Origin of the sequence: Escherichia sp. Marseille-Q3837 (genome assembly GCF_916618735.1) — a bacterium.
Taxonomy (GTDB): Bacteria; Pseudomonadota; Gammaproteobacteria; order Enterobacterales; family Enterobacteriaceae; genus Escherichia; species Escherichia ruysiae.
In genome coordinates this window covers 1,347,354-1,366,806 of sequence record NZ_CAKAKC010000001.1, presented here as the reverse complement: position 1 = coordinate 1,366,806, position 19,453 = coordinate 1,347,354, and the positions used below count along the sequence as shown (strand labels likewise).

The 19,453-nt window shown below is 46.7% G+C and carries 15 protein-coding genes; 12 read left to right on the top strand and 3 right to left on the bottom strand.

The annotated features are described in order from the left end of the window. Positions 1-437 precede the first annotated feature (437 nt). The 3 genes from LG381_RS06375 to LG381_RS06365 are packed head-to-tail and all read left to right on the top strand — an operon-like array spanning position 438 to position 4,329. Positions 438-1,007 (top strand): type 1 fimbrial protein, encoded by a 570-nt coding sequence (locus LG381_RS06375; protein WP_225762155.1) that lies wholly within the window; start codon positions 438-440, stop codon positions 1,005-1,007. Between the two features lie 50 nt (positions 1,008-1,057). Next, on the top strand, positions 1,058-1,759 hold the full coding sequence (locus LG381_RS06370; RefSeq protein WP_085461265.1) for a molecular chaperone: 702 nt from the start codon (positions 1,058-1,060) through the stop codon (positions 1,757-1,759). 32 nt (positions 1,760-1,791) lie between these two features. Continuing rightward, positions 1,792-4,329 carry a fimbria/pilus outer membrane usher protein gene (locus tag LG381_RS06365; RefSeq protein WP_225762154.1) on the top strand — a complete coding sequence of 846 codons (2,538 nt, stop codon included), beginning with the start codon at positions 1,792-1,794 and terminating at the stop codon, positions 4,327-4,329. A gap of 109 nt (positions 4,330-4,438) precedes the next feature. Here the strand turns inward: LG381_RS06365 and LG381_RS06360 are convergent, their stop codons facing one another. Beyond that, a complete protein-coding gene (locus LG381_RS06360) occupies positions 4,439-4,711 on the bottom strand; it encodes a GNAT family N-acetyltransferase (RefSeq protein ID WP_000405640.1) in 273 nt (90 codons plus the stop codon). 12 nt (positions 4,712-4,723) lie between these two features. Then, a complete protein-coding gene (gene yjdI / locus LG381_RS06355) occupies positions 4,724-4,954 on the bottom strand; it encodes a 4Fe-4S mono-cluster protein YjdI (protein WP_000371864.1) in 231 nt (76 codons plus the stop codon). 178 nt (positions 4,955-5,132) lie between these two features. On the opposite strand from yjdI, the gene LG381_RS06350 reads away from it, so the two are divergent. From LG381_RS06350 to LG381_RS06330, 5 genes are all read left to right on the top strand, one after another. Continuing rightward, positions 5,133-6,764 (top strand): sensor histidine kinase, encoded by a 1,632-nt coding sequence (locus LG381_RS06350; RefSeq protein WP_225762153.1) that lies wholly within the window; start codon positions 5,133-5,135, stop codon positions 6,762-6,764. Beyond that, positions 6,761-7,480, top strand: a complete 720-nt coding sequence (gene dcuR, locus LG381_RS06345; protein WP_000611279.1) for a two-component system response regulator DcuR — start codon at positions 6,761-6,763, stop codon at positions 7,478-7,480. Before LG381_RS06350 ends, dcuR begins: the two co-directional genes overlap by 4 nt. 571 nt (positions 7,481-8,051) lie before the next feature. Then, positions 8,052-9,392 carry an anaerobic C4-dicarboxylate transporter DcuB gene (dcuB, locus tag LG381_RS06340; RefSeq protein WP_000899528.1) on the top strand — a complete coding sequence of 447 codons (1,341 nt, stop codon included), beginning with the start codon at positions 8,052-8,054 and terminating at the stop codon, positions 9,390-9,392. A 77-nt stretch (positions 9,393-9,469) separates the two neighbouring features. Continuing rightward, positions 9,470-11,116, top strand: coding sequence for a class I fumarate hydratase (gene fumB, locus LG381_RS06335; RefSeq protein ID WP_000066143.1), 1,647 nt, complete (start codon positions 9,470-9,472; stop codon positions 11,114-11,116). 122 nt (positions 11,117-11,238) lie between these two features. Further along, the gene (locus tag LG381_RS06330; RefSeq protein ID WP_085461270.1) at positions 11,239-11,889 is read left to right on the top strand and encodes a DUF2238 domain-containing protein; all 651 of its coding nucleotides are present in this window, start codon (positions 11,239-11,241) and stop codon (positions 11,887-11,889) included. Here LG381_RS06330 and melA read toward each other — a convergent pair. Beyond that, on the bottom strand, positions 11,886-13,241 hold the full coding sequence (gene melA, locus LG381_RS06325; protein ID WP_085461271.1) for an alpha-galactosidase: 1,356 nt from the start codon (positions 13,239-13,241) through the stop codon (positions 11,886-11,888). The genes LG381_RS06330 and melA overlap by 4 nt on opposite strands. Positions 13,242-13,501: 260 nt before the next feature. On the opposite strand from melA, the gene melR reads away from it, so the two are divergent. From melR to adiC, 4 genes are all read left to right on the top strand, one after another. After that, positions 13,502-14,410 carry a transcriptional regulator MelR gene (melR, locus tag LG381_RS06320; protein ID WP_001090775.1) on the top strand — a complete coding sequence of 303 codons (909 nt, stop codon included), beginning with the start codon at positions 13,502-13,504 and terminating at the stop codon, positions 14,408-14,410. A 197-nt stretch (positions 14,411-14,607) separates the two neighbouring features. After that, positions 14,608-16,875 (top strand): arginine decarboxylase, encoded by a 2,268-nt coding sequence (gene adiA / locus LG381_RS06315; protein ID WP_077629710.1) that lies wholly within the window; start codon positions 14,608-14,610, stop codon positions 16,873-16,875. 335 nt (positions 16,876-17,210) lie between these two features. Next, positions 17,211-17,972, top strand: coding sequence for an AraC family transcriptional regulator (locus LG381_RS06310; protein WP_001217089.1), 762 nt, complete (start codon positions 17,211-17,213; stop codon positions 17,970-17,972). Positions 17,973-18,108: 136 nt separating this feature from the next. Then, positions 18,109-19,446, top strand: coding sequence for an arginine/agmatine antiporter (adiC, locus tag LG381_RS06305; RefSeq protein ID WP_000093133.1), 1,338 nt, complete (start codon positions 18,109-18,111; stop codon positions 19,444-19,446). Positions 19,447-19,453: the final 7 nt, after the last annotated feature.

Sequence of the window (19,453 nt, the reverse complement as noted above, 5' to 3'; positions counted from 1 at the left end):
AATTGATTTGCATTCGCTATGTCTAAGTCATTTTTATATCTTATATTGCCATAAAATTAACGCATTGTATTCTCAACAGAGAATTAAACTTTAAAAAGACAGCCAATGAATACAAACTGATAATTAAACATAAAAAATCGATAGCATTATTACCAACAAAACGCGACAAATACAAAACAAATATCAAAAAAAATCACTTTGGCAATTATTTTTTTACCTTTAGTTTTTATTTTAGGCACCGCAAGAAAAGCTAGTTAAAATTTAAAACAATTAGGCCAACATTGCTCAAAACAAAAAATCAATTAAACTACGTCCATAGCAAACATAAGCGTTTCTCCTATGCATCTTATGCAAAATGAGGAATAAATTTGCTGTTTGCTATTTATAATTCATTCATCGGTAAATTTTTTATCAGATTTTAAATTGAGGTAATGATAATGAAAAAAAGCTTATTAGCTATCGCCATTTCATTAATAGCGAGTGGTTCTGTTTCCGCTATTGCAGCGGCACCTGCATCAGGTACTCAAATTGGCACCGGTACTTTAGCTGTCACCGGCGCAGCTGCTGAATCAGCATGTACTGTATCTTTCCCAACCTCTGTCACACTGCCTACTTTTTCAAAAGCAGATTTTTCAGCGAAAGCTCAGAACAGCGTTATTGGTTCTCAAAATGCAGGGAATATTACCTTTTCAGGATGTAATGGTCAGTCCGTTACTATTAAAGTAACGACAGCAAACACAGTAAGTGGTAATGGCTATATTACATTCCCAGTTGTAAATGGCAGCGAGCAAGGGCAATATGGTTTAGTCGTTGGCTTAGAAAAAGATGGAGCTGAAAAATATATAAAAGTAAATAAAGATGATACAAGTTTTCAAAATATTACTGTGAACAATGAGAGCTATTCTATTCCTGTAACCGTAAGTACTTATAAGGTTGGAACTAATGCTAACGCTATTAGTTATGGCACTTATAACGTTAACTACGTGTTTACTGCTACTTATGCATAAATAACATTTGGCATGGCTATACTTATAGCCATGCCGTTGGAGAGATTACTATGAAGTTCAAAAGACTAATAATTTTCATTTCATTATTATTTTCAAACCTTTCATTTAGCCAATCAAATGGCATAAATCTGGCGGCAACTCGCGTAGTCTTTGATTCAAAAGAAGCTAACGCATCCTTGAAAATAAACAATAATTCTGAAGAAAAAACATGGCTTTTAAGATCATGGGTTTCAGCTTACAATAGTGACGAAAAAGTTAAAAACTTTATAATCACACCTCCTTTATATAGAATTAATCCGTCAGAAAGTTTTCAATTACGTATAAATAAAATTAATGATATTCTACCAGAAGATAGAGAGTCTGTATTTAGAATTAATGTTTTAGCCATACCCTCTCATTATAATAATGACACACAAGAAAAAAGAGATCCCGGGTTACAGTTTGCAATAAATAATCGTATTAAACTTATCTATCGACCGCATAATTTGAATGTACCTAAAAAAGTCGATGATGCTTATAAGGCTTTGATATTTTTAAAATCAGAAAATCAAGTTCATGTTAAAAATCCAACGCCATATTATATTACCATGAATGATGTAAAGATTAATGGGAAAAGTATTACATCTATTAATGATTTTATGGTTTCACCATTTTCAACATTAATTATTCCAGAAAAAAACGCTAAAGCAATTAGCTATTCTACGATCAATGATTATGGCGGAGAAACGCCGATTCAAAACATTACGCTTTAACATTTATTTAATCATCTTTATCGGGGGACAATTTGAAAGGTTCATTAAAAAAATCCTTATTATTGTTAAGGGTCACCATCATATGTCCGGTATTCAGTTGCGCTGCCGTATCTCCCTCACCTGACAATAGTCATAGGTTCTCATTTAACCCCGATTTTTTGCAATTATCTGATGGTGATAATGCCAAAAATATCGATCTCAATTATTTTGCAAGCGCAAGTGGTGCAGCTCCAGGGGAATATACTGTTGATGTGGTTATGAATGGGGAATTAGTTGACCGTCAGATTAAGATAGATTTTTTCGCGCAGGACAATAAGCTGAACGCCAGACTGACACCTCAACAACTGGATCGCTGGGGCGTTGATATTGGTAAGCTCTCTACATCAATAACCCCCCCAACTCAACAAAATATTCTTCAGCTTATTCGAGGGGGCTCAGAAAATTTTGACACGAATAACCAAAAGCTAATATTAAATATACCACAAAGCTACCTCAAACCTCAGGATTGGTTAAGTACTCCGCCACATCTCTGGGATGAAGGTATGCCAGCACTAATGGTTAACTATCTATTTAATGGAATTAAGCAAAATAATAATGGCTACGGTAGTCGTAGTCAGTTTTTATCTCTGGACAGTTCTCTGAACCTTGGTGGATGGCGCCTTCGTCATAACGGTAACTGGTCAACAAATTCATATAATAAAGAGAGCCACTGGCAACCCGTTAGTGTTTATCTACAGCATGATTATTCTTTTCTTCAGGGAGGGCAATTTATCGTAGGTCAGACCTCAACGGATGGTGCAATATTTGACAGTTTTCCTTTTGAAGGAGCACAGTTTTCATCTGATGATGGCATGATTGCACCAGAACTCAGCCAGTATAGCCCTGTTGTCCGTGGCATTGCTTATTCTCAAGCACAGGTATCCGTCAAGCAAAACGGTGTTGTCATTTATCAAAAGAACGTCCCACCTGGACCGTTTGAATTACGCGATTTTAACCAAATATTCACCGGTGACCTGGAGGTGGAAATCCGTGAGGCAGATGGCAGTATTCGCCATTTTACTCAGGCGACAGCTGTTTTACCGGTTCTTCAACGTCAAGGACGCTTACGCTATAACCTGGCATTTGGGAAATATCGCTCAAGTTCTACTTTGAATAATGGAGTGTCTGATCCTCAGTTTGTTCAGTCTTCAGCAGCAATCGGATTACCTGATGAATATACATTTTATGGGGGTGGTATCAAAGCAGACAATTATGCAGCAGTTCTGCTTGGCCTGGGTAAATATTCAGATTTTTTGGGAGCGTTCTCCCTGGATGTCACCCATGCTCGCTCACAATTTTCGCAGAATTATAAGTCTTTAGGAAAACAGCAAGGACAGTCTTACCGTTTTATGTATTCGCGTGGTTTTGGTGAGACGAATACGACATTGAATATTACCGGCTATCGTTATGCCACACGTGGTTACTACGATTTTGATGAGTTACAACAAATTCAGAGTGGATTCGTTGATGAGAAAAATATAAACAGTTATCATCAACGTTCTCGTATATCAACAACGATAAATCAAGATCTTCAGGACTGGGGACAACTCTACCTCTCAGCAAGTAAAGATCAGTACTGGGATACCGCTGATGGATATAACTTATCTGCGAGTTACTCGCTGCCATTCCGCTATATCTCGGCAATGCTATCGCTCGGGTATAATAAAAGCCCGTACTACCATGAGGCAGATAAATCGCTGTTTTTATCTGTTTCGGTACCGCTCAACTCATTGCTGAATGGAAATAACCTGTTCTTAACCACGAATACCATTACGAATAATGGTCAGGTGCAACAGCAGGTTGGATTAAACGGCTCCTCACAGGATGGTGAGTTTAGCTATGCCGTGGCGCAAGGCTGGCAGAATCAAAACCGAGGAGAGTCAGGTAACATTAACCTTAACTATCGTGGACCTTATGCACAAATGAACGGCGGTTATGCCTGGCAAAAAGAGTCCAGTCAATGGACATACGGAATTAGCGGTGGTGTTACGTTGCATCCACATGGATTAACCTTATCCCAGCCATTAAGTCTGGACAGTGCCAGTGCTCTGGTTCAGGCTCGTGATGCCGCCAGCGTAAGAGTATTGAACGGTTCAGGTATTTATACGGACTCGCGTGGATATGCCGTTGTCCCATATTTAAATCCCTATAACCGAAATCAAATTTCGCTTGATGTAAATAGTGTTAAGGATAATGTCGAGCTGCTAAATACAGATGTTACTGTCATCCCTGCTCGAGGAGCTTTAGTTTCCGCCCCGTTTAAAGTCAATGTCGGTAATAAAGCAATCATTACCTTAATACAGAAGAATGGCGAGCCAGTACCGTTTGGTAGTGTAGTGACATTAGATTCTGAAAACAGCATTAACAGCAGTATTGTTGCTGATCAAGGACAGGTGTATATGTCAGGGTTACCTGAAGAGGATACTCTTATTGCACAATGGGGTGAGGAGCCTTCTCAAAAGTGTAAAGTAAATTACAAATTGAAAAATAAAACAGCTAAATTCAATGAATTAACTTTACAATGCCAATAGTCTATAGTTCTTAGATTAATAACCCCGCATGTGCGGGGTTATTTTCATACAACATATTAACAACATTGTTACAGATTTGTATTACTTACGGCGGATACAAATCATCTATTCAACTGCGAATATCATCATACTCACGCGTTTTATCAAATTCGTGTTTCGCAAACGGGCACAGTGGGATAATTTTCCGTTTTTCCTGGCGCATTTTTTCCACGACTTTCGCTACCAGTTGTTTACCAATCCCCTGCCCTTTCAGGCTTTCATCAACATCGGTATGTTCGATAATCGCTAAATTCTCTCCGGTCGGCACAAAGACAATTTCAGCTATTTGATTTCCCTGCGCATCATTGATGTAAAATTTATTATGGCCCTCACGTATTTCCATTTTTCCCCTCACTTATTTATGACGGTATTTCAGCGCGCCGCTGGGGCACGTATCAATCACTTTTATTACGGTGGCGACGTCTACTTCATCCGGCATGATCCACGGCTTACGTTTGAGATTAAACAGTTTGCTATTACCGCGCACACAATTACCGGAATGCTGACATATTGCGGTGTTGAAATAGACATCGACCTTTTCGCCGGTATAGCAGCGATAACCAACGTCCAGTAGTTCCTGATCCATGACCTTCCCTCCCTCATAAGTATGGTTTTCGCTATAAGCATAGCTCTCGAATCGCCAGACGACACCGGAAGTTTCAGTTACCAAATCCGCTTCCCCGGATGGCCAATCCCCTTACTCCCTTTGAATTACCCGCAGCATCAGAGATAATGCTTAGGAAATTTGTCATACAAGGAAGCTGATGAGACATTCACTGCCCTGCCGCATGTTACGCAAACGTCCGATGAAACTCAGTATCACGGTGATCTTAATGGTCAGCGCAGTGCTGTTCTCGGTGCTGCTGGTAGTGCATCTGGTTTACTTCTCGCAAATCAGCGATATGACGCGTGACGGGCTGGCCAACAAGGCACTGGCCGTGGCGCGTACCCTTGCCGACTCGCCAGAAATTCGTCAGGGCTTGCAGAAAAAACCGCAGGAGAGCGGTATCCAGGACATCGCTGAAGCTGTACGTAAACGCAACGATTTGCTGTTTATTGTCGTTACCAATATGCAAAGTCTTCGCTACTCGCACCCTGAAACCCAACGCATTGGTCAGCTCTTTAAAGGGGACGACATCCTGAAGGCGCTCAACGGCGAGGAAAATGTCGCTATTAATCGCGGTTTTCTGGCGCAGGCTTTACGCGTATTTACCCCTATCTACGACGAAAATCATAAGCAGATCGGCGTGGTGGCGATTGGCCTGGAGTTAAGCCGCGTAACGCAGCAGATCAATGACAGTCGCTGGAGCATTATCTGGTCAATTTTATTCGGTGTGCTGGTTGGCGGGCTGGGTACATGGATTTTAGTCAAAGTACTTAAGCGCATCCTGTTCGGCCTGGAGCCTTACGAAATCTCAACTCTGTTTGAGCAACGCCAGGCAATGCTGCAATCAATCAAGGAAGGTGTCGTTGCCGTAGACGCGCGCGGCGAGGTCACACTCATCAATGATGCTGCGCAAGAACTGCTTAATTATCACAAATCCCAGGATGACGAAAAGCTATCGACACTGAGTCAGGCATGGTCGCAGGTGGTGGATGTCTCGGAAGTATTACGTGACGGCACGCCGCGACGAGATGAAGAGGTTACCGTCAAAGATCGGCTATTACTCATCAACACCGTACCCGTACGCAGCAATGGCGTTATCATCGGAGCCATCTCTACCTTCAGGGACAAAACGGAAGTTCGTAAGCTAATGCAACGGTTGGATGGGCTGGTCAACTATGCCGACGCACTTCGTGAACGCTCCCACGAATTTATGAACAAATTACACGTGATTCTCGGATTATTACATCTGAAGAGTTATAAGCAGTTGGAAGATTACATTCTAAAAACAGCCAACAACTATCAGGAAGAGATTGGCTCTTTGCTGGGTAAAATCAAATCTCCGGTTATCGCTGGTTTTTTAATCAGCAAGATTAACCGCGCGACCGATTTAGGCCATACGCTGATATTAAATAGTGAGAGCCAGTTGCCAGACAGCGGTAGTGAAGATCAAGTCGCAACGTTAATTACCGCGTTGGGAAATCTGATAGAAAACGCGCTGGAGGCATTAGGGCAAGAACCCGGTGGTGAAATCAGCGTTACGTTGCACTACCGTCACGGCTGGCTGCACTGTGAAATTAACGATGATGGTCCGGGAATTTCCCCCGACAAAATCGATCACATTTTTGAAAAAGGTGTCTCGACAAAAGGAAGTGAACGAGGCGTCGGTCTGGCACTTGTCAAACAACAGGTTGAAAATCTCGGCGGCAGCATTGCCGTGGAATCGGAACCCGGGATTTTCACACAATTTTTTGTCCAGTTACCCTGGGATGGGGAGAGGTCGAGCAAATGATCAATGTATTAATTATCGATGACGATGCAATGGTAGCGGAGTTGAATCGCCGATACGTGGCGCAGATCCCTGGTTTTCAATGCTGCGGAACAGCCTCGACACTGGAGAAAGCCAAAGAGATTATCTTCAACAACGAAACACCTATCGACCTGATCTTGCTCGATATCTATATGCAAAAAGAAAACGGGCTCGATTTACTGCCTGTCCTGCACAACGCTCGATGCAAAAGCGATGTGATTGTCATCTCCTCAGCTGCTGATGCCGCAACCATTAAGGATTCTCTGCATTATGGCGTCGTTGATTATCTAATCAAACCGTTCCAGGCATCACGTTTTGAAGAGGCGCTCATCGGCTGGCGACAAAAGAAAATGGCGCTGGAGAAACATCAATACTATGACCAGGCCGAGCTGGATCAGCTAATTCATGGCAATTCATCTAACGAACAGGATACCCGCCGTCTGCCAAAAGGCTTAACGCCGCAGACTTTACGCACGCTGTGCCAGTGGATTGACGCTCACCAGGACTATGAATTTTCAACCGACGAGCTGGCCAACGAGGTTAACATCTCTCGCGTTTCCTGCCGCAAATATCTGATCTGGCTAGTGAATTGTCACATCTTAGTTACCAGTATCCATTATGGCGTCACCGGTCGTCCGGTTTATCGCTACCGTATTCAGGCAGAGCATTACTCATTACTGAAGCAATATTGCCAATAACGCGTTATTAGTTATCTGGAAGTAACAATTATTGCAGTAATGCAAACCAGCACTGGCACAAGTTACATCAGCCATCAGTAAAACTTGTGCCAGATCAAATATAATTATCCCTCTTCATCCCCTGCGAATTAATATCAATTCGGATAAATAGAGTTTTTAATTTCAAAACGCTAACAAAAGTTAATTAACTATTATGTCACCCGTATTATGTGTATTTTTACCCATAAATAGGTAGATCAGAATAATCTATAAAGTTGATGACATCCGTCTGTAGAACAAAAAATAGACCAATAAATATCAACAAGATAGCGCAAAAACAGACCATTAACATCTGCGAAACACAAACTATAACCCCATCGCCAGAGAGTATTTTTCTCTGAAAAAAACACTTATCACAGTGCATAAATTTACTGCTGCCTGAATCAGCCAATATTCACTGTGAAGTATTTGCTCGAGCCAGCAACGACCAAACGGATATTTAGTCAGTCTCTGATAACAGTTCATCCAAAACAGAATGTGGCTGTGATCTATTTGGCAAGAATTTAAATGGGATTATCGCGAGGGTTTACACATGTTATTTACCATCCAACTTATCATAATACTGATATGTCTGTTTTATGGTGCCAGAAAGGGCGGTATCGCACTGGGTTTATTAGGCGGTATCGGCCTGGTCATTCTGGTCTTCGTCTTCCATCTTCAGCCGGGTAAACCACCGGTTGATGTCATGCTGGTCATCATTGCGGTGGTGGCAGCATCTGCGACCTTGCAAGCCTCCGGCGGCCTGGATGTTATGCTGCAAATTGCCGAAAAACTGCTGCGTCGCAATCCGAAATATGTTTCCATCGTCGCGCCGTTTGTCACCTGTACGCTGACCATTCTTTGCGGTACGGGTCACGTGGTTTACACCATCCTGCCGATCATCTACGACGTTGCGATTAAGAACAACATCCGTCCGGAACGCCCAATGGCGGCTAGCTCTATCGGCGCGCAGATGGGGATTATCGCCAGTCCGGTGTCGGTTGCCGTAGTATCGCTGGTCGCAATGCTGGGGAACGTAACCTTTGATGGTCGTCACCTTGAGTTCCTCGACCTGCTTGCGATTACCATCCCCTCTACCTTGTTAGGTATCCTGGCGATCGGTATTTTCAGTTGGTTCCGTGGTAAAGATCTGGACAAAGACGAAGAGTTCCAGAAATTCATCTCCGTACCGGAAAACCGTGAGTACGTTTACGGTGACACCGCCACGCTGCTGGATAAAAAACTACCGAAAAGCAACTGGCTGGCAATGTGGATCTTCCTCGGGGCAATCGCGGTGGTCGCACTTCTTGGTGCTGATTCTGACCTGCGTCCGTCTTTTGGCGGCAAGCCGCTGTCGATGGTACTGGTTATCCAGATGTTTATGCTGCTGACCGGGGCGTTGATTATTATCCTGACCAAAACCAATCCCGCGTCCATCTCAAAAAATGAAGTCTTCCGTTCCGGTATGATTGCCATCGTGGCGGTATACGGTATCGCGTGGATGGCCGAAACCATGTTCGGTGCGCATATGTCTGAAATTCAGGGCGTACTGGGCGAAATGGTGAAAGAGTATCCGTGGGCTTATGCCATTGTTCTGTTGCTGGTCTCCAAATTTGTTAACTCCCAGGCCGCTGCACTGGCAGCAATTGTTCCGGTTGCACTGGCGATTGGCGTTGACCCGGCATACATCGTGGCTTCAGCACCGGCTTGCTATGGTTATTACATCCTGCCGACCTATCCGAGCGATCTGGCAGCGATTCAGTTTGACCGTTCCGGAACCACCCACATCGGCCGCTTCGTCATCAACCACAGTTTTATTTTGCCAGGGTTGATTGGTGTGAGCGTATCGTGCGTCTTCGGCTGGATCTTCGCTGCGATGTACGGGTTCTTGTAATTGCACTCTGCGTGCTGCCCGTCGCTGTGCGGCACGCCATTTTCGTATAACAAATACAGAGTTACAGGCTGGAAGCTATGTCAAATAAAGAGTTTATTTATCAGGCGCCTTTCCCGATGGGGAAAGACAATACCGAGTACTATCTGCTCACATCCGATTACGTTAGTGTTGCCGAATTTAACGGCGAAACCATCCTGAAAGTGGAACCTGAAGCCCTGACCTTGCTGGCGCAGCAAGCCTTCCATGACGCTTCTTTCATGCTCCGCCCGGCACACCAGCAACAGGTAGCTTCTATTCTTCATGACCCTGAAGCCAGCGAAAACGATAAGTATGTGGCGCTGCAATTCTTGAGAAACTCCGAAATCGCCGCCAAAGGTGTATTGCCGACCTGCCAGGATACCGGCACCGCGATCATCGTCGGTAAAAAAGGTCAGCGAGTGTGGACCGGCGGCGGTGATGAAGAAGCCTTATCAAAAGGTGTCTATAACACTTATATCGAAGATAACCTGCGCTATTCACAAAACGCACCGCTGGACATGTACAAAGAGGTCAACACCGGCACTAACCTGCCTGCGCAAATCGACCTGTACGCAGTGGATGGCGACGAGTACAAATTCCTCTGCGTCGCCAAAGGCGGCGGTTCTGCCAACAAAACGTATCTCTATCAGGAAACCAAAGCCCTGCTGACTCCGGGTAAACTGAAAAACTTCCTCGTTGAGAAAATGCGTACTCTCGGCACCGCAGCCTGCCCGCCGTACCATATCGCGTTTGTGATTGGCGGCACGTCTGCGGAAACCAACCTGAAAACCGTCAAGTTGGCAAGTGCTCACTATTACGATGAGCTGCCGACTGAAGGGAACGAACACGGTCAGGCTTTCCGCGATGTCCAGTTAGAACAAGAACTTCTGATCGAGGCTCAGAAGCTCGGCCTCGGCGCGCAGTTTGGTGGTAAATACTTCGCTCACGACATCCGCGTGATTCGCCTGCCTCGTCACGGCGCATCCTGCCCGGTGGGTATGGGCGTCTCCTGCTCCGCTGACCGTAACATCAAAGCAAAAATTAACCGCGAAGGCATCTGGATCGAAAAACTGGAACACAATCCAGGCCAGTACATTCCGGAAGAACTGCGTCAGGCGGGTGAAGGCGACGCGGTGAAAGTCGATCTCAACCGTCCGATGAAAGAGATCCTCGCCCAGCTTTCGCAGTATCCGGTCTCTACTCGTCTGTCACTCACCGGCACCATTATCGTTGGTCGTGATATTGCGCACGCCAAGCTGAAAGAATTGATCGACGCCGGTAAAGAGCTGCCGCAGTACATCAAAGATCATCCGATCTACTACGCAGGTCCGGCAAAAACGCCAGCCGGTTATCCATCGGGTTCTTTAGGCCCAACCACCGCAGGCCGTATGGACTCTTACGTGGATCTGCTGCAATCCCACGGCGGCAGCATGATCATGCTGGCGAAAGGTAACCGCAGTCAGCAAGTCACCGACGCGTGTCATAAACACGGCGGCTTCTACCTCGGCAGCATTGGCGGCCCGGCGGCAGTGCTGGCACAGCAGAGCATTAAGCATCTGGAATGTGTCGCTTATCCGGAACTGGGTATGGAAGCTATCTGGAAAATCGAAGTAGAAGATTTCCCGGCGTTTATCCTGGTCGATGACAAAGGCAACGACTTCTTCCAGCAAATCGTCAACAAACAGTGCGCGAACTGCACTAAGTAACTTCTTTGGCCCAGCGCCTGGCGGCATACTGCCAGGTGATCCCCCTGGGCCACCTCTTTTGCGATTGTAATTTCACGCTTGCTGGTGAATAGTCAGTATTTTCCCTGACTTGCGAACTCACCATGACCCGCACACTCAAGCCGTTAGTTCTTAACACTGGCGCACTGGCGCTGACGTTAATCCTGATGTACACCGGAATTTCGGCCCATGACAAACTCACCTGGTTGATGGAAGTGACGCCGGTAATTATTGTCGTACCGTTGCTGCTTACCACCGCCAGACGTTATCCGTTAACGCCACTGCTTTATGCACTGATTTTCTTTCACGCCATCATCCTGATGGTCGGCGGTCAGTACACCTACGCGAAAGTCCCCATCGGTTTTGACGTGCAGGAATGGCTGGGATTGAGCCGTAATCCGTATGACAAGCTGGGGCATTTTTTCCAGGGACTGGTGCCTGCACTGGTAGCACGAGAAATCCTCGTGCGTGGGATGTACGTGCGCGGACGTAAAATGGTCGCGTTTCTGGTCTGCTGCGTGGCACTGGCGATAAGCGCCATGTATGAGTTGATCGAGTGGTGGGCGGCACTGGCGATGGGTCAGGGAGCGGATGATTTTCTTGGCACCCAGGGCGACCAGTGGGACACGCAATCCGATATGTTCTGCGCGCTGCTTGGCGCATTAACTACGGTGATATTGCTCGCTCGCTCTCATTGCCGCCAGTTACGGCGCTATGGCTTAATCACCAAAGCGCCGGACGCGATTACCCCTTAACGGTGCAACCAGCCTGGCAGCCAGTCGCCGTGGGCGGCAATCAGATCGTCAACAAGGGCATATATTTCGTCAATGCCCAGCACGGCGGCGGTGTGCGGATCCATCATCGCAGCGTGGTAAACACGGTCACGGTTTTCGGTGAGAATGGCTTCGGTGAGCAGCGTCTGTACGTTGATATTGGTTTGCATCAGGGCTGCCAGATGCGAAGGTAGCGTACCGACTTTGGTCGGCTGAATGCCATTAGCGTCAACCAGACAGGCCACTTCCACGCAACATCCTTGCGGCAGGTTATCAATCAAGCCATCGTTACGGACGTTACCATAAATCACGCTCGGCTCTCCGGTCCAGATAGCGTTCATGATTGTGCTGGCATATTCCCGTGATGGTTTAATATCAATCCGGGAGGCGTTCTTATACTCCTCCAGCTCTTTGTGCCAGTTCGCCAGCTGCTCGACGCAGCGTTTCGGGTACTCATCCAGCGGTACTTTATAACGCTCAATCAAATCCTCACGGCCTGGCTTAATAAACCACGGCGTATATTCGGCAAAATGTTCTGACGACTCCGTGACGAAGTAGCCCAGCTTTTTGAACATTTCATAGCGCACAATGTTCTGGCAGCGAGGATTCCCATGAATATTCGGCTTCGGTGCCTGACCTGCGTCATAAGCCGCCAGCAGTTCCGGGTAGAGATTCACGTAACTGCCGTCGGTGGTTTTGCGCTCCAGCTCCAGGTAAAACGCCATATGGTTGATACCCGCGCAACGATAACGCAGCGTGGCGGGATCAATATTGAGATCGCGCGCCAGCTCTTCCGCCGTTCCCTGCACCGAATGGCACAACCCTACCTGTTTGATATGCGGATAACGGGCATACATCGCCCAGGTATTCATCGCCATCGGGTTAACGTAGTTGAGCATGGTGGCATCGGGGCAGACTTCCGTCATGTCCTCGCAAATTTGCCACAGGTGCGGAATGGTACGCAGTGCGCGCATAATGCCGCCCGGCCCCAACGTATCGGCAATAGTTTGTTCCAGACCGTGGCGCTTACAGACCTCGAAATCAGTCACCGTGCAAGGTTCATAACCACCAATCTGAAATGCCACCACGACAAAATCGGCATCCTGTAAGGCTTCTTTCTGTTGCGTGTGGCAGGTAATTTTGCCGCTGGCTCCTGCTGAATCCATCAGCTTACGCACCACAATGTGCGACTCTTCCAGGCGAGTTGGATCAATGTCCATCAGGGCAATATGCGCCGTTTTCAGCGCCTCGCGATGAAACACATCACCAAGAATATTTTTTACGAAAATTGTCGAACCAGCGCCGATAAAAGTAATTTTGGGTGCAGACATCATTCAGGTCTCCAGGCTTGCTTGAATGATTTCATCATGGCAGGCGATGTCGCAGAAAACCTCCGGCTTCCCCGTTGAGCATTCCCAAAAGCTCAGATCCAGGGTTACTTAGCAGTAAATATGAGTTTTTGGGACTAAATTGACTGAAAAACAGAGTAATTAGCCCTTATAAAATCCTCTCTCTTTATGTTTTGTGTCGTCATTCGCAGTCATCCTCAGCTACTCATGACATAATTCTGATAATCCAGGAAAGAGATCCATCCATGAACACAGACACGTTTATGTGCAGCAGTGATGAAAAGCAGACCCGCAGCCCGCTGTCGCTGTACTCGGAATATCAGCGAATGGAGATTGAATTTCGTGCGCCGCATGTCATGACCACCAGCCACTGGCATGGTCAGGTTGAAGTGAATGTGCCTTTCGATGGCGATGTGGAATACCTGATCAACAATGAACAAGTGAATATCAATCAAGGGCATATCACGCTGTTCTGGGCCTGTACGCCGCACCAACTAACCGATACCGGAACTTGTCAGAGCATGGCGATTTTTAATCTGCCGATGCATCTGTTTCTCTCCTGGCCTCTGGATAAAGACCTTATAAACCACGTCACTCACGGCATGGTGATTAAATCGCTGGCGACACAGCAACTTAGCCCCTTTGAAGTGCGCCGCTGGCAGCAGGAATTGAACAGCCCGAATGAGCAAATCCGCCAGCTCGCCATTGATGAAATTGGCCTGATGCTCAAGCGATTTAGCCTCTCCGGCTGGGAACCGATTTTGGTCAATAAAACCTCGCGCACGCACAAAAACAGCGTCTCGCGTCATGCGCAATTTTATGTCAGCCAGATGCTGGGCTTTATTGCAGAAAACTATGACCAGGCGCTGACCATCAACGACGTGGCTGAGCACGTCAAACTAAACGCCAACTATGCGATGGGGATATTTCAGCGAGTCATGCAGTTGACGATGAAACAGTACATTACCGCAATGCGCATCAACCACGTTCGCGCGTTACTCAGCGATACCGATAAAAGTATTCTCGATATTGCCCTGACGGCAGGTTTTCGTTCGAGCAGTCGTTTTTACAGTACTTTCGCCAAATATGTCGGCATGTCGCCGCAACAATACCGCAAACTTAGCCAACAACGCCGCCAGACGCTTCCCGGTTAAAAACGATATCAGTATCAGCCAAAAAAATAATTTAGCTGTCGATAATAAACATTGAAAATTAATTGAAAAATTAATATAAGCTTCTGTTTATAATAATAAAAAATTAAAAACGTTTATTTTTCAATCGCTTTACAGCCTGAAATGCCCGGAAGATACTTGCCCGCAACGAAGATTCCTTCACAACCGGGTAAACAATGATGAAAGTATTAATTGTTGAAAGCGAGTTTCTACATCAGGACACCTGGGTCGGTAGCGCCGTTGAGCGTCTGGCGAATGCCTTGAGTCAACAAAATGTTACCGTCATTAAATCAACCTCATTTGATGATGGTTTTGCCATTCTCTCTTCAAATGAAGCCATTGATTGTCTGATGTTCAGTTATCAAATGGAGCATCCGGACGAACATCAAAACGTCAGAGAATTGATCGGTAAACTTCATGAACGCCAGCAAAACGTGCCGGTATTCCTGTTAGGCGATCGGGAAAAATCAATCGCCGCGCTGGATCGCGACCTGCTGGAGCTTGTCGATGAATTCGCCTGGATTCTGGAAGATACTGCCGATTTTATTGCCGGGCGCGCCATCGCCGCGATGACCCGCTACCGTCAACAGTTGTTACCGCCACTGTTCAGCGCGCTGATGAAATATAGCGACATCCATGAGTATTCCTGGGCCGCGCCGGGTCACCAGGGCGGTGTGGGGTTCACTAAAACGCCAGCCGGACGTTTCTACCATGACTATTATGGTGAAAACCTGTTCCGCACCGATATGGGTATTGAACGAACTTCTCTCGGTTCTTTGCTCGACCATACTGGCGCATTTGGCGAAAGTGAAAAATATGCCGCGCGCGTATTTGGTGCCGATCGCTCCTGGTCAGTCGTTGTTGGCACTTCAGGTTCTAACCGCACCATCATGCAAGCCTGCATGACGGATAACGACGTGGTCGTTGTTGACCGTAACTGCCACAAATCCATTGAACAAGGCTTAATGCTGACTGGCGCGAAACCGGTATACATGGTGCCAAGCCGCAACCGCTACGGCATTATCGGGCCAATCTACCCGCAGGAAATGCAGCCTGAAACCTTGCAGAAGAAAATCAGCGAAAGCCCGCTGACTAAAGACAAAGTCGGGCAAAAACCGTCTTACTGCGTGGTGACCAACTGCACCTACGACGGCGTGTGTTATAACGCCAAAGACGCGCAGGATCTGCTGGAAAAAACCTCTGACCGTCTGCACTTCGACGAAGCCTGGTATGGCTACGCACGGTTTAACCCAATCTATGCCGATCACTATGCAATGCGCGGTGAACCGGGCGATCACAATGGCCCAACCGTTTTCGCTACCCACTCCACACATAAACTGCTGAATGCGCTGTCGCAGGCGTCTTATATTCATGTACGTGAAGGTCGGGGCGCGATTAACTTCTCCCGCTTTAATCAGGCATACATGATGCATGCCACCACTTCCCCACTGTATGCCATCTGCGCATCAAACGATGTGGCTGTATCAATGATGGACGGCAACAGCGGTCTGTCACTGACTCAGGAAGTGATCGACGAAGCGGTCGATTTCCGCCAGGCAATGGCACGGTTGTATAAAGAGTTTACTGACGAAGGTAGCTGGTTCTTTAAACCGTGGAATAAAGAAATGGTTACCGATCCGGAAACCGGCAAAACCTATGACTTTGCTGACGCGCCGCGCAAACTGCTGACCACCGTTCAGGACTGCTGGGTAATGCATCCGGGCGAAAGCTGGCACGGCTTTAAAGATATCCCGGACAACTGGAGTATGCTCGACCCGATTAAAGTCAGCATCCTCGCACCGGGGATGGGTGAAGACGGTGAACTGGAAGAGACAGGCGTACCTGCCGCACTGGTTACCGCATGGCTTGGCCACCACGGCATCGTGCCAACTCGCACCACCGATTTCCAGATTATGTTCCTGTTCTCAATGGGCGTGACCCGAGGGAAATGGGGAACTCTGGTTAACACCCTCTGTTCCTTCAAACGCCACTACGACGCCAACACACCACTGGCGCAGGTGATGCCGGAACTTGTTGAACAATATCCTGACACTTACGCGAACATGGGGATTCACGATCTGGGTGACAAAATGTTTGCCTGGCTGAAAGAAAACAACCCAGGAGCACGGTTGAACGAAGCCTATTCCGGCCTGCCGGTGGCGGAAATCACTCCGCGTGAAGCGTACAACGCGATTGTCGACAACAACGTTGAGCTGGTATCCATTGAAAATCTGCCAGGACGCATTGCGGCGAACTCAGTTATCCCGTATCCGCCAGGAATCCCGATGCTGCTGTCTGGTGAAAACTTCGGCGATAAAAACAGTCCGCAGGTAAGTTATTTACGCTCGCTGCAATCCTGGGATCATCATTTCCCTGGATTTGAACACGAAACTGAAGGTACTGAAATTATTGACGGTATTTACCACGTAATGTGTGTGAAAGCGTAACCACTATTCCGCTGAAGGCGTAATTGTTTTAATAACATTACGCCGCCTGGCCTGAGGCCTTTTGAGTATGGCAACGTTTTCATAAAAATTGCTGCAAACAAAAATGTCATGCTTTTTGCGCGGTCCCACCCCGCGCTTTTTTTGTTTATTATTTACCCTTATTTACTCTGTAAAATTTTTTGTACATGAGAAATTACTATAAAAATTTGTAATATTAGTAAAACACGTTATTTTTATGCATGTTTTGATTCGTCATACAATTATATAACCCGTTCCCGGTATCTCTCTATGTTGGCGAGATCCACTATTTTTCTTTGCATTTCAGGAGTACATGTATGAGGATTTGCAGCAACCAACCTTGTATAGTTTTATTAACTGAAAAAGATGTCTGGCTAAGAGTGAATGGGAAAGAGCCTATAAGTTTAAAAGCTAACCATATGGCGTTATTAAGTTGTGAAAATAATATTATCGACGCCTCCTCTCTGAATAACACTTTGATTGCTTATATTAGCCTCGACATCATCAAAGATTATCTCCGTTTTCTGAATAAAGATCTCTCGAAAATACCGGTCTGGCAACGTAGCGCCACACCGATTATTTCCCTGCCATGCCTTACACCAGAGGTGTTTCGCGTTGCAGCGCAACATAGCACAGAGCCTGCTGAAACAGAGTCGGAAAAAGAACGAACACGTGCATTATTATTCACTGTGCTCTCTCGCTTTCTCGACAGTAAAAAATTCCTTTCTCTACTTATGTATATGTTACGTAATTGTGTTAGCGACAGCGTTTATCAAATCATTGAAAGCGATATCCATAAAGACTGGAATCTTAGTATGGTAGCCAGTTGTTTATGTCTTAGCCCAAGTTTGTTAAAGAAAAAGCTGAAAAGCGAAAACACCAGTTATAGCCAAATAATAACCACCTGCCGGATGCGTTATGCTGTAAATGAATTAATGATGGATGGAAAAAATATCTCACAGGTGTCACAGTCCTGTGGCTACAACAGCACGTCTTACTTTATTTCTGTATTTAAAGACTTCTATGGCATGACGCCACTCCATTATGTTAGCCAACACAGAGAACGTTCTGTCGCCTGATTTATAACCTTTACAAAGAGATATATTAATAACGGCATCAGCGATAACCCGACTGACGATAATTCAATGCGCGAATGCAGGCGTATGATATGACGTAATTTATTGTCACGAAGCTCGCCTTCGCAGGAGTTTAATTATGTCTTCGGATGCTGATGCTCACAAAGTGGGCTTAATCCCCGTTACTCTGATGGTGTCGGGGAATATTATGGGGTCAGGTGTCTTTCTGTTACCTGCAAACCTGGCCTCGACTGGCGGTATTGCTATATATGGTTGGTTGGTGACGATTATCGGTGCTTTGGCTTTATCGATGGTCTACGCCAAAATGTCGTTCCTCGATCCCAGCCCTGGCGGTTCATATGCCTACGCGCGCCGCTGTTTTGGTCCTTTTCTCGGATATCAAACCAACGTTCTCTACTGGCTGGCCTGCTGGATCGGCAATATCGCCATGGTGGTCATTGGCGTCGGCTATTTGAGCTATTTCTTCCCGCTCCTCAAAGATCCGTGGGTATTAACCATCACCTGCGTGGTGGTGCTGTGGATCTTCGTTCTGCTTAATATCGTCGGTCCGAAAATGATCACCCGCGTGCAGGCCGTCGCTACCGTGCTGGCGCTGATTCCAATCGTCGGGATTGCCGTATTCGGCTGGTTCTGGTTCCACGGAGAAACCTATATGGCGGCATGGAACGTCAGCGGCCTGGGCACCTTCGGCGCGATTCAAAGCACCTTAAACGTTACGCTGTGGTCATTTATCGGGGTGGAAAGTGCGTCTGTTGCAGCGGGTGTGGTGAAAAACCCGAAACGCAACGTCCCTATCGCCACCATTGGCGGGGTATTGATTGCCGCCGTTTGCTATGTGCTCTCGACCACCGCGATTATGGGGATGATCCCCAACGCCGCACTGCGCGTTTCCGCCTCACCTTTCGGTGATGCTGCACGGATGGCGCTGGGTGATACCGCAGGAGCCATTGTCTCCTTCTGTGCGGCGGCTGGTTGCTTAGGTTCGCTGGGTGGCTGGACACTACTGGCCGGGCAAACGGCGAAAGCCGCTGCCGATGACGGTCTGTTCCCACCGATTTTTGCCCGCGTCAACAAAGCAGGCACACCGGTAGCCGGGTTGATTATCGTCGGTATCCTGATGACTATCTTCCAGTTCAGCAGCATTTCGCCAAACGCAACCAAAGAGTTCGGTCTGGTCTCTTCCGTATCGGTAATCTTTACCCTGGTGCCTTATCTTTATACCTGTGCCGCTTTACTGCTTTTAGGCCACGGTCACTTTGGTAAAGCGCGTCCGGCGTATCTGGCCATCACCACTATCGCCTTCCTTTACTGCATCTGGGCGGTAGTCGGTTCTGGCGCACAAGAGGTCATGTGGTCATTCGTCACGCTGATGGTGATCACCGCAATGTACACACTGAACTACAACCGACTGCATAAAAACCCCTATCCTTTAGATGCACCAATAAGCAAAGATTAAGCCCCCT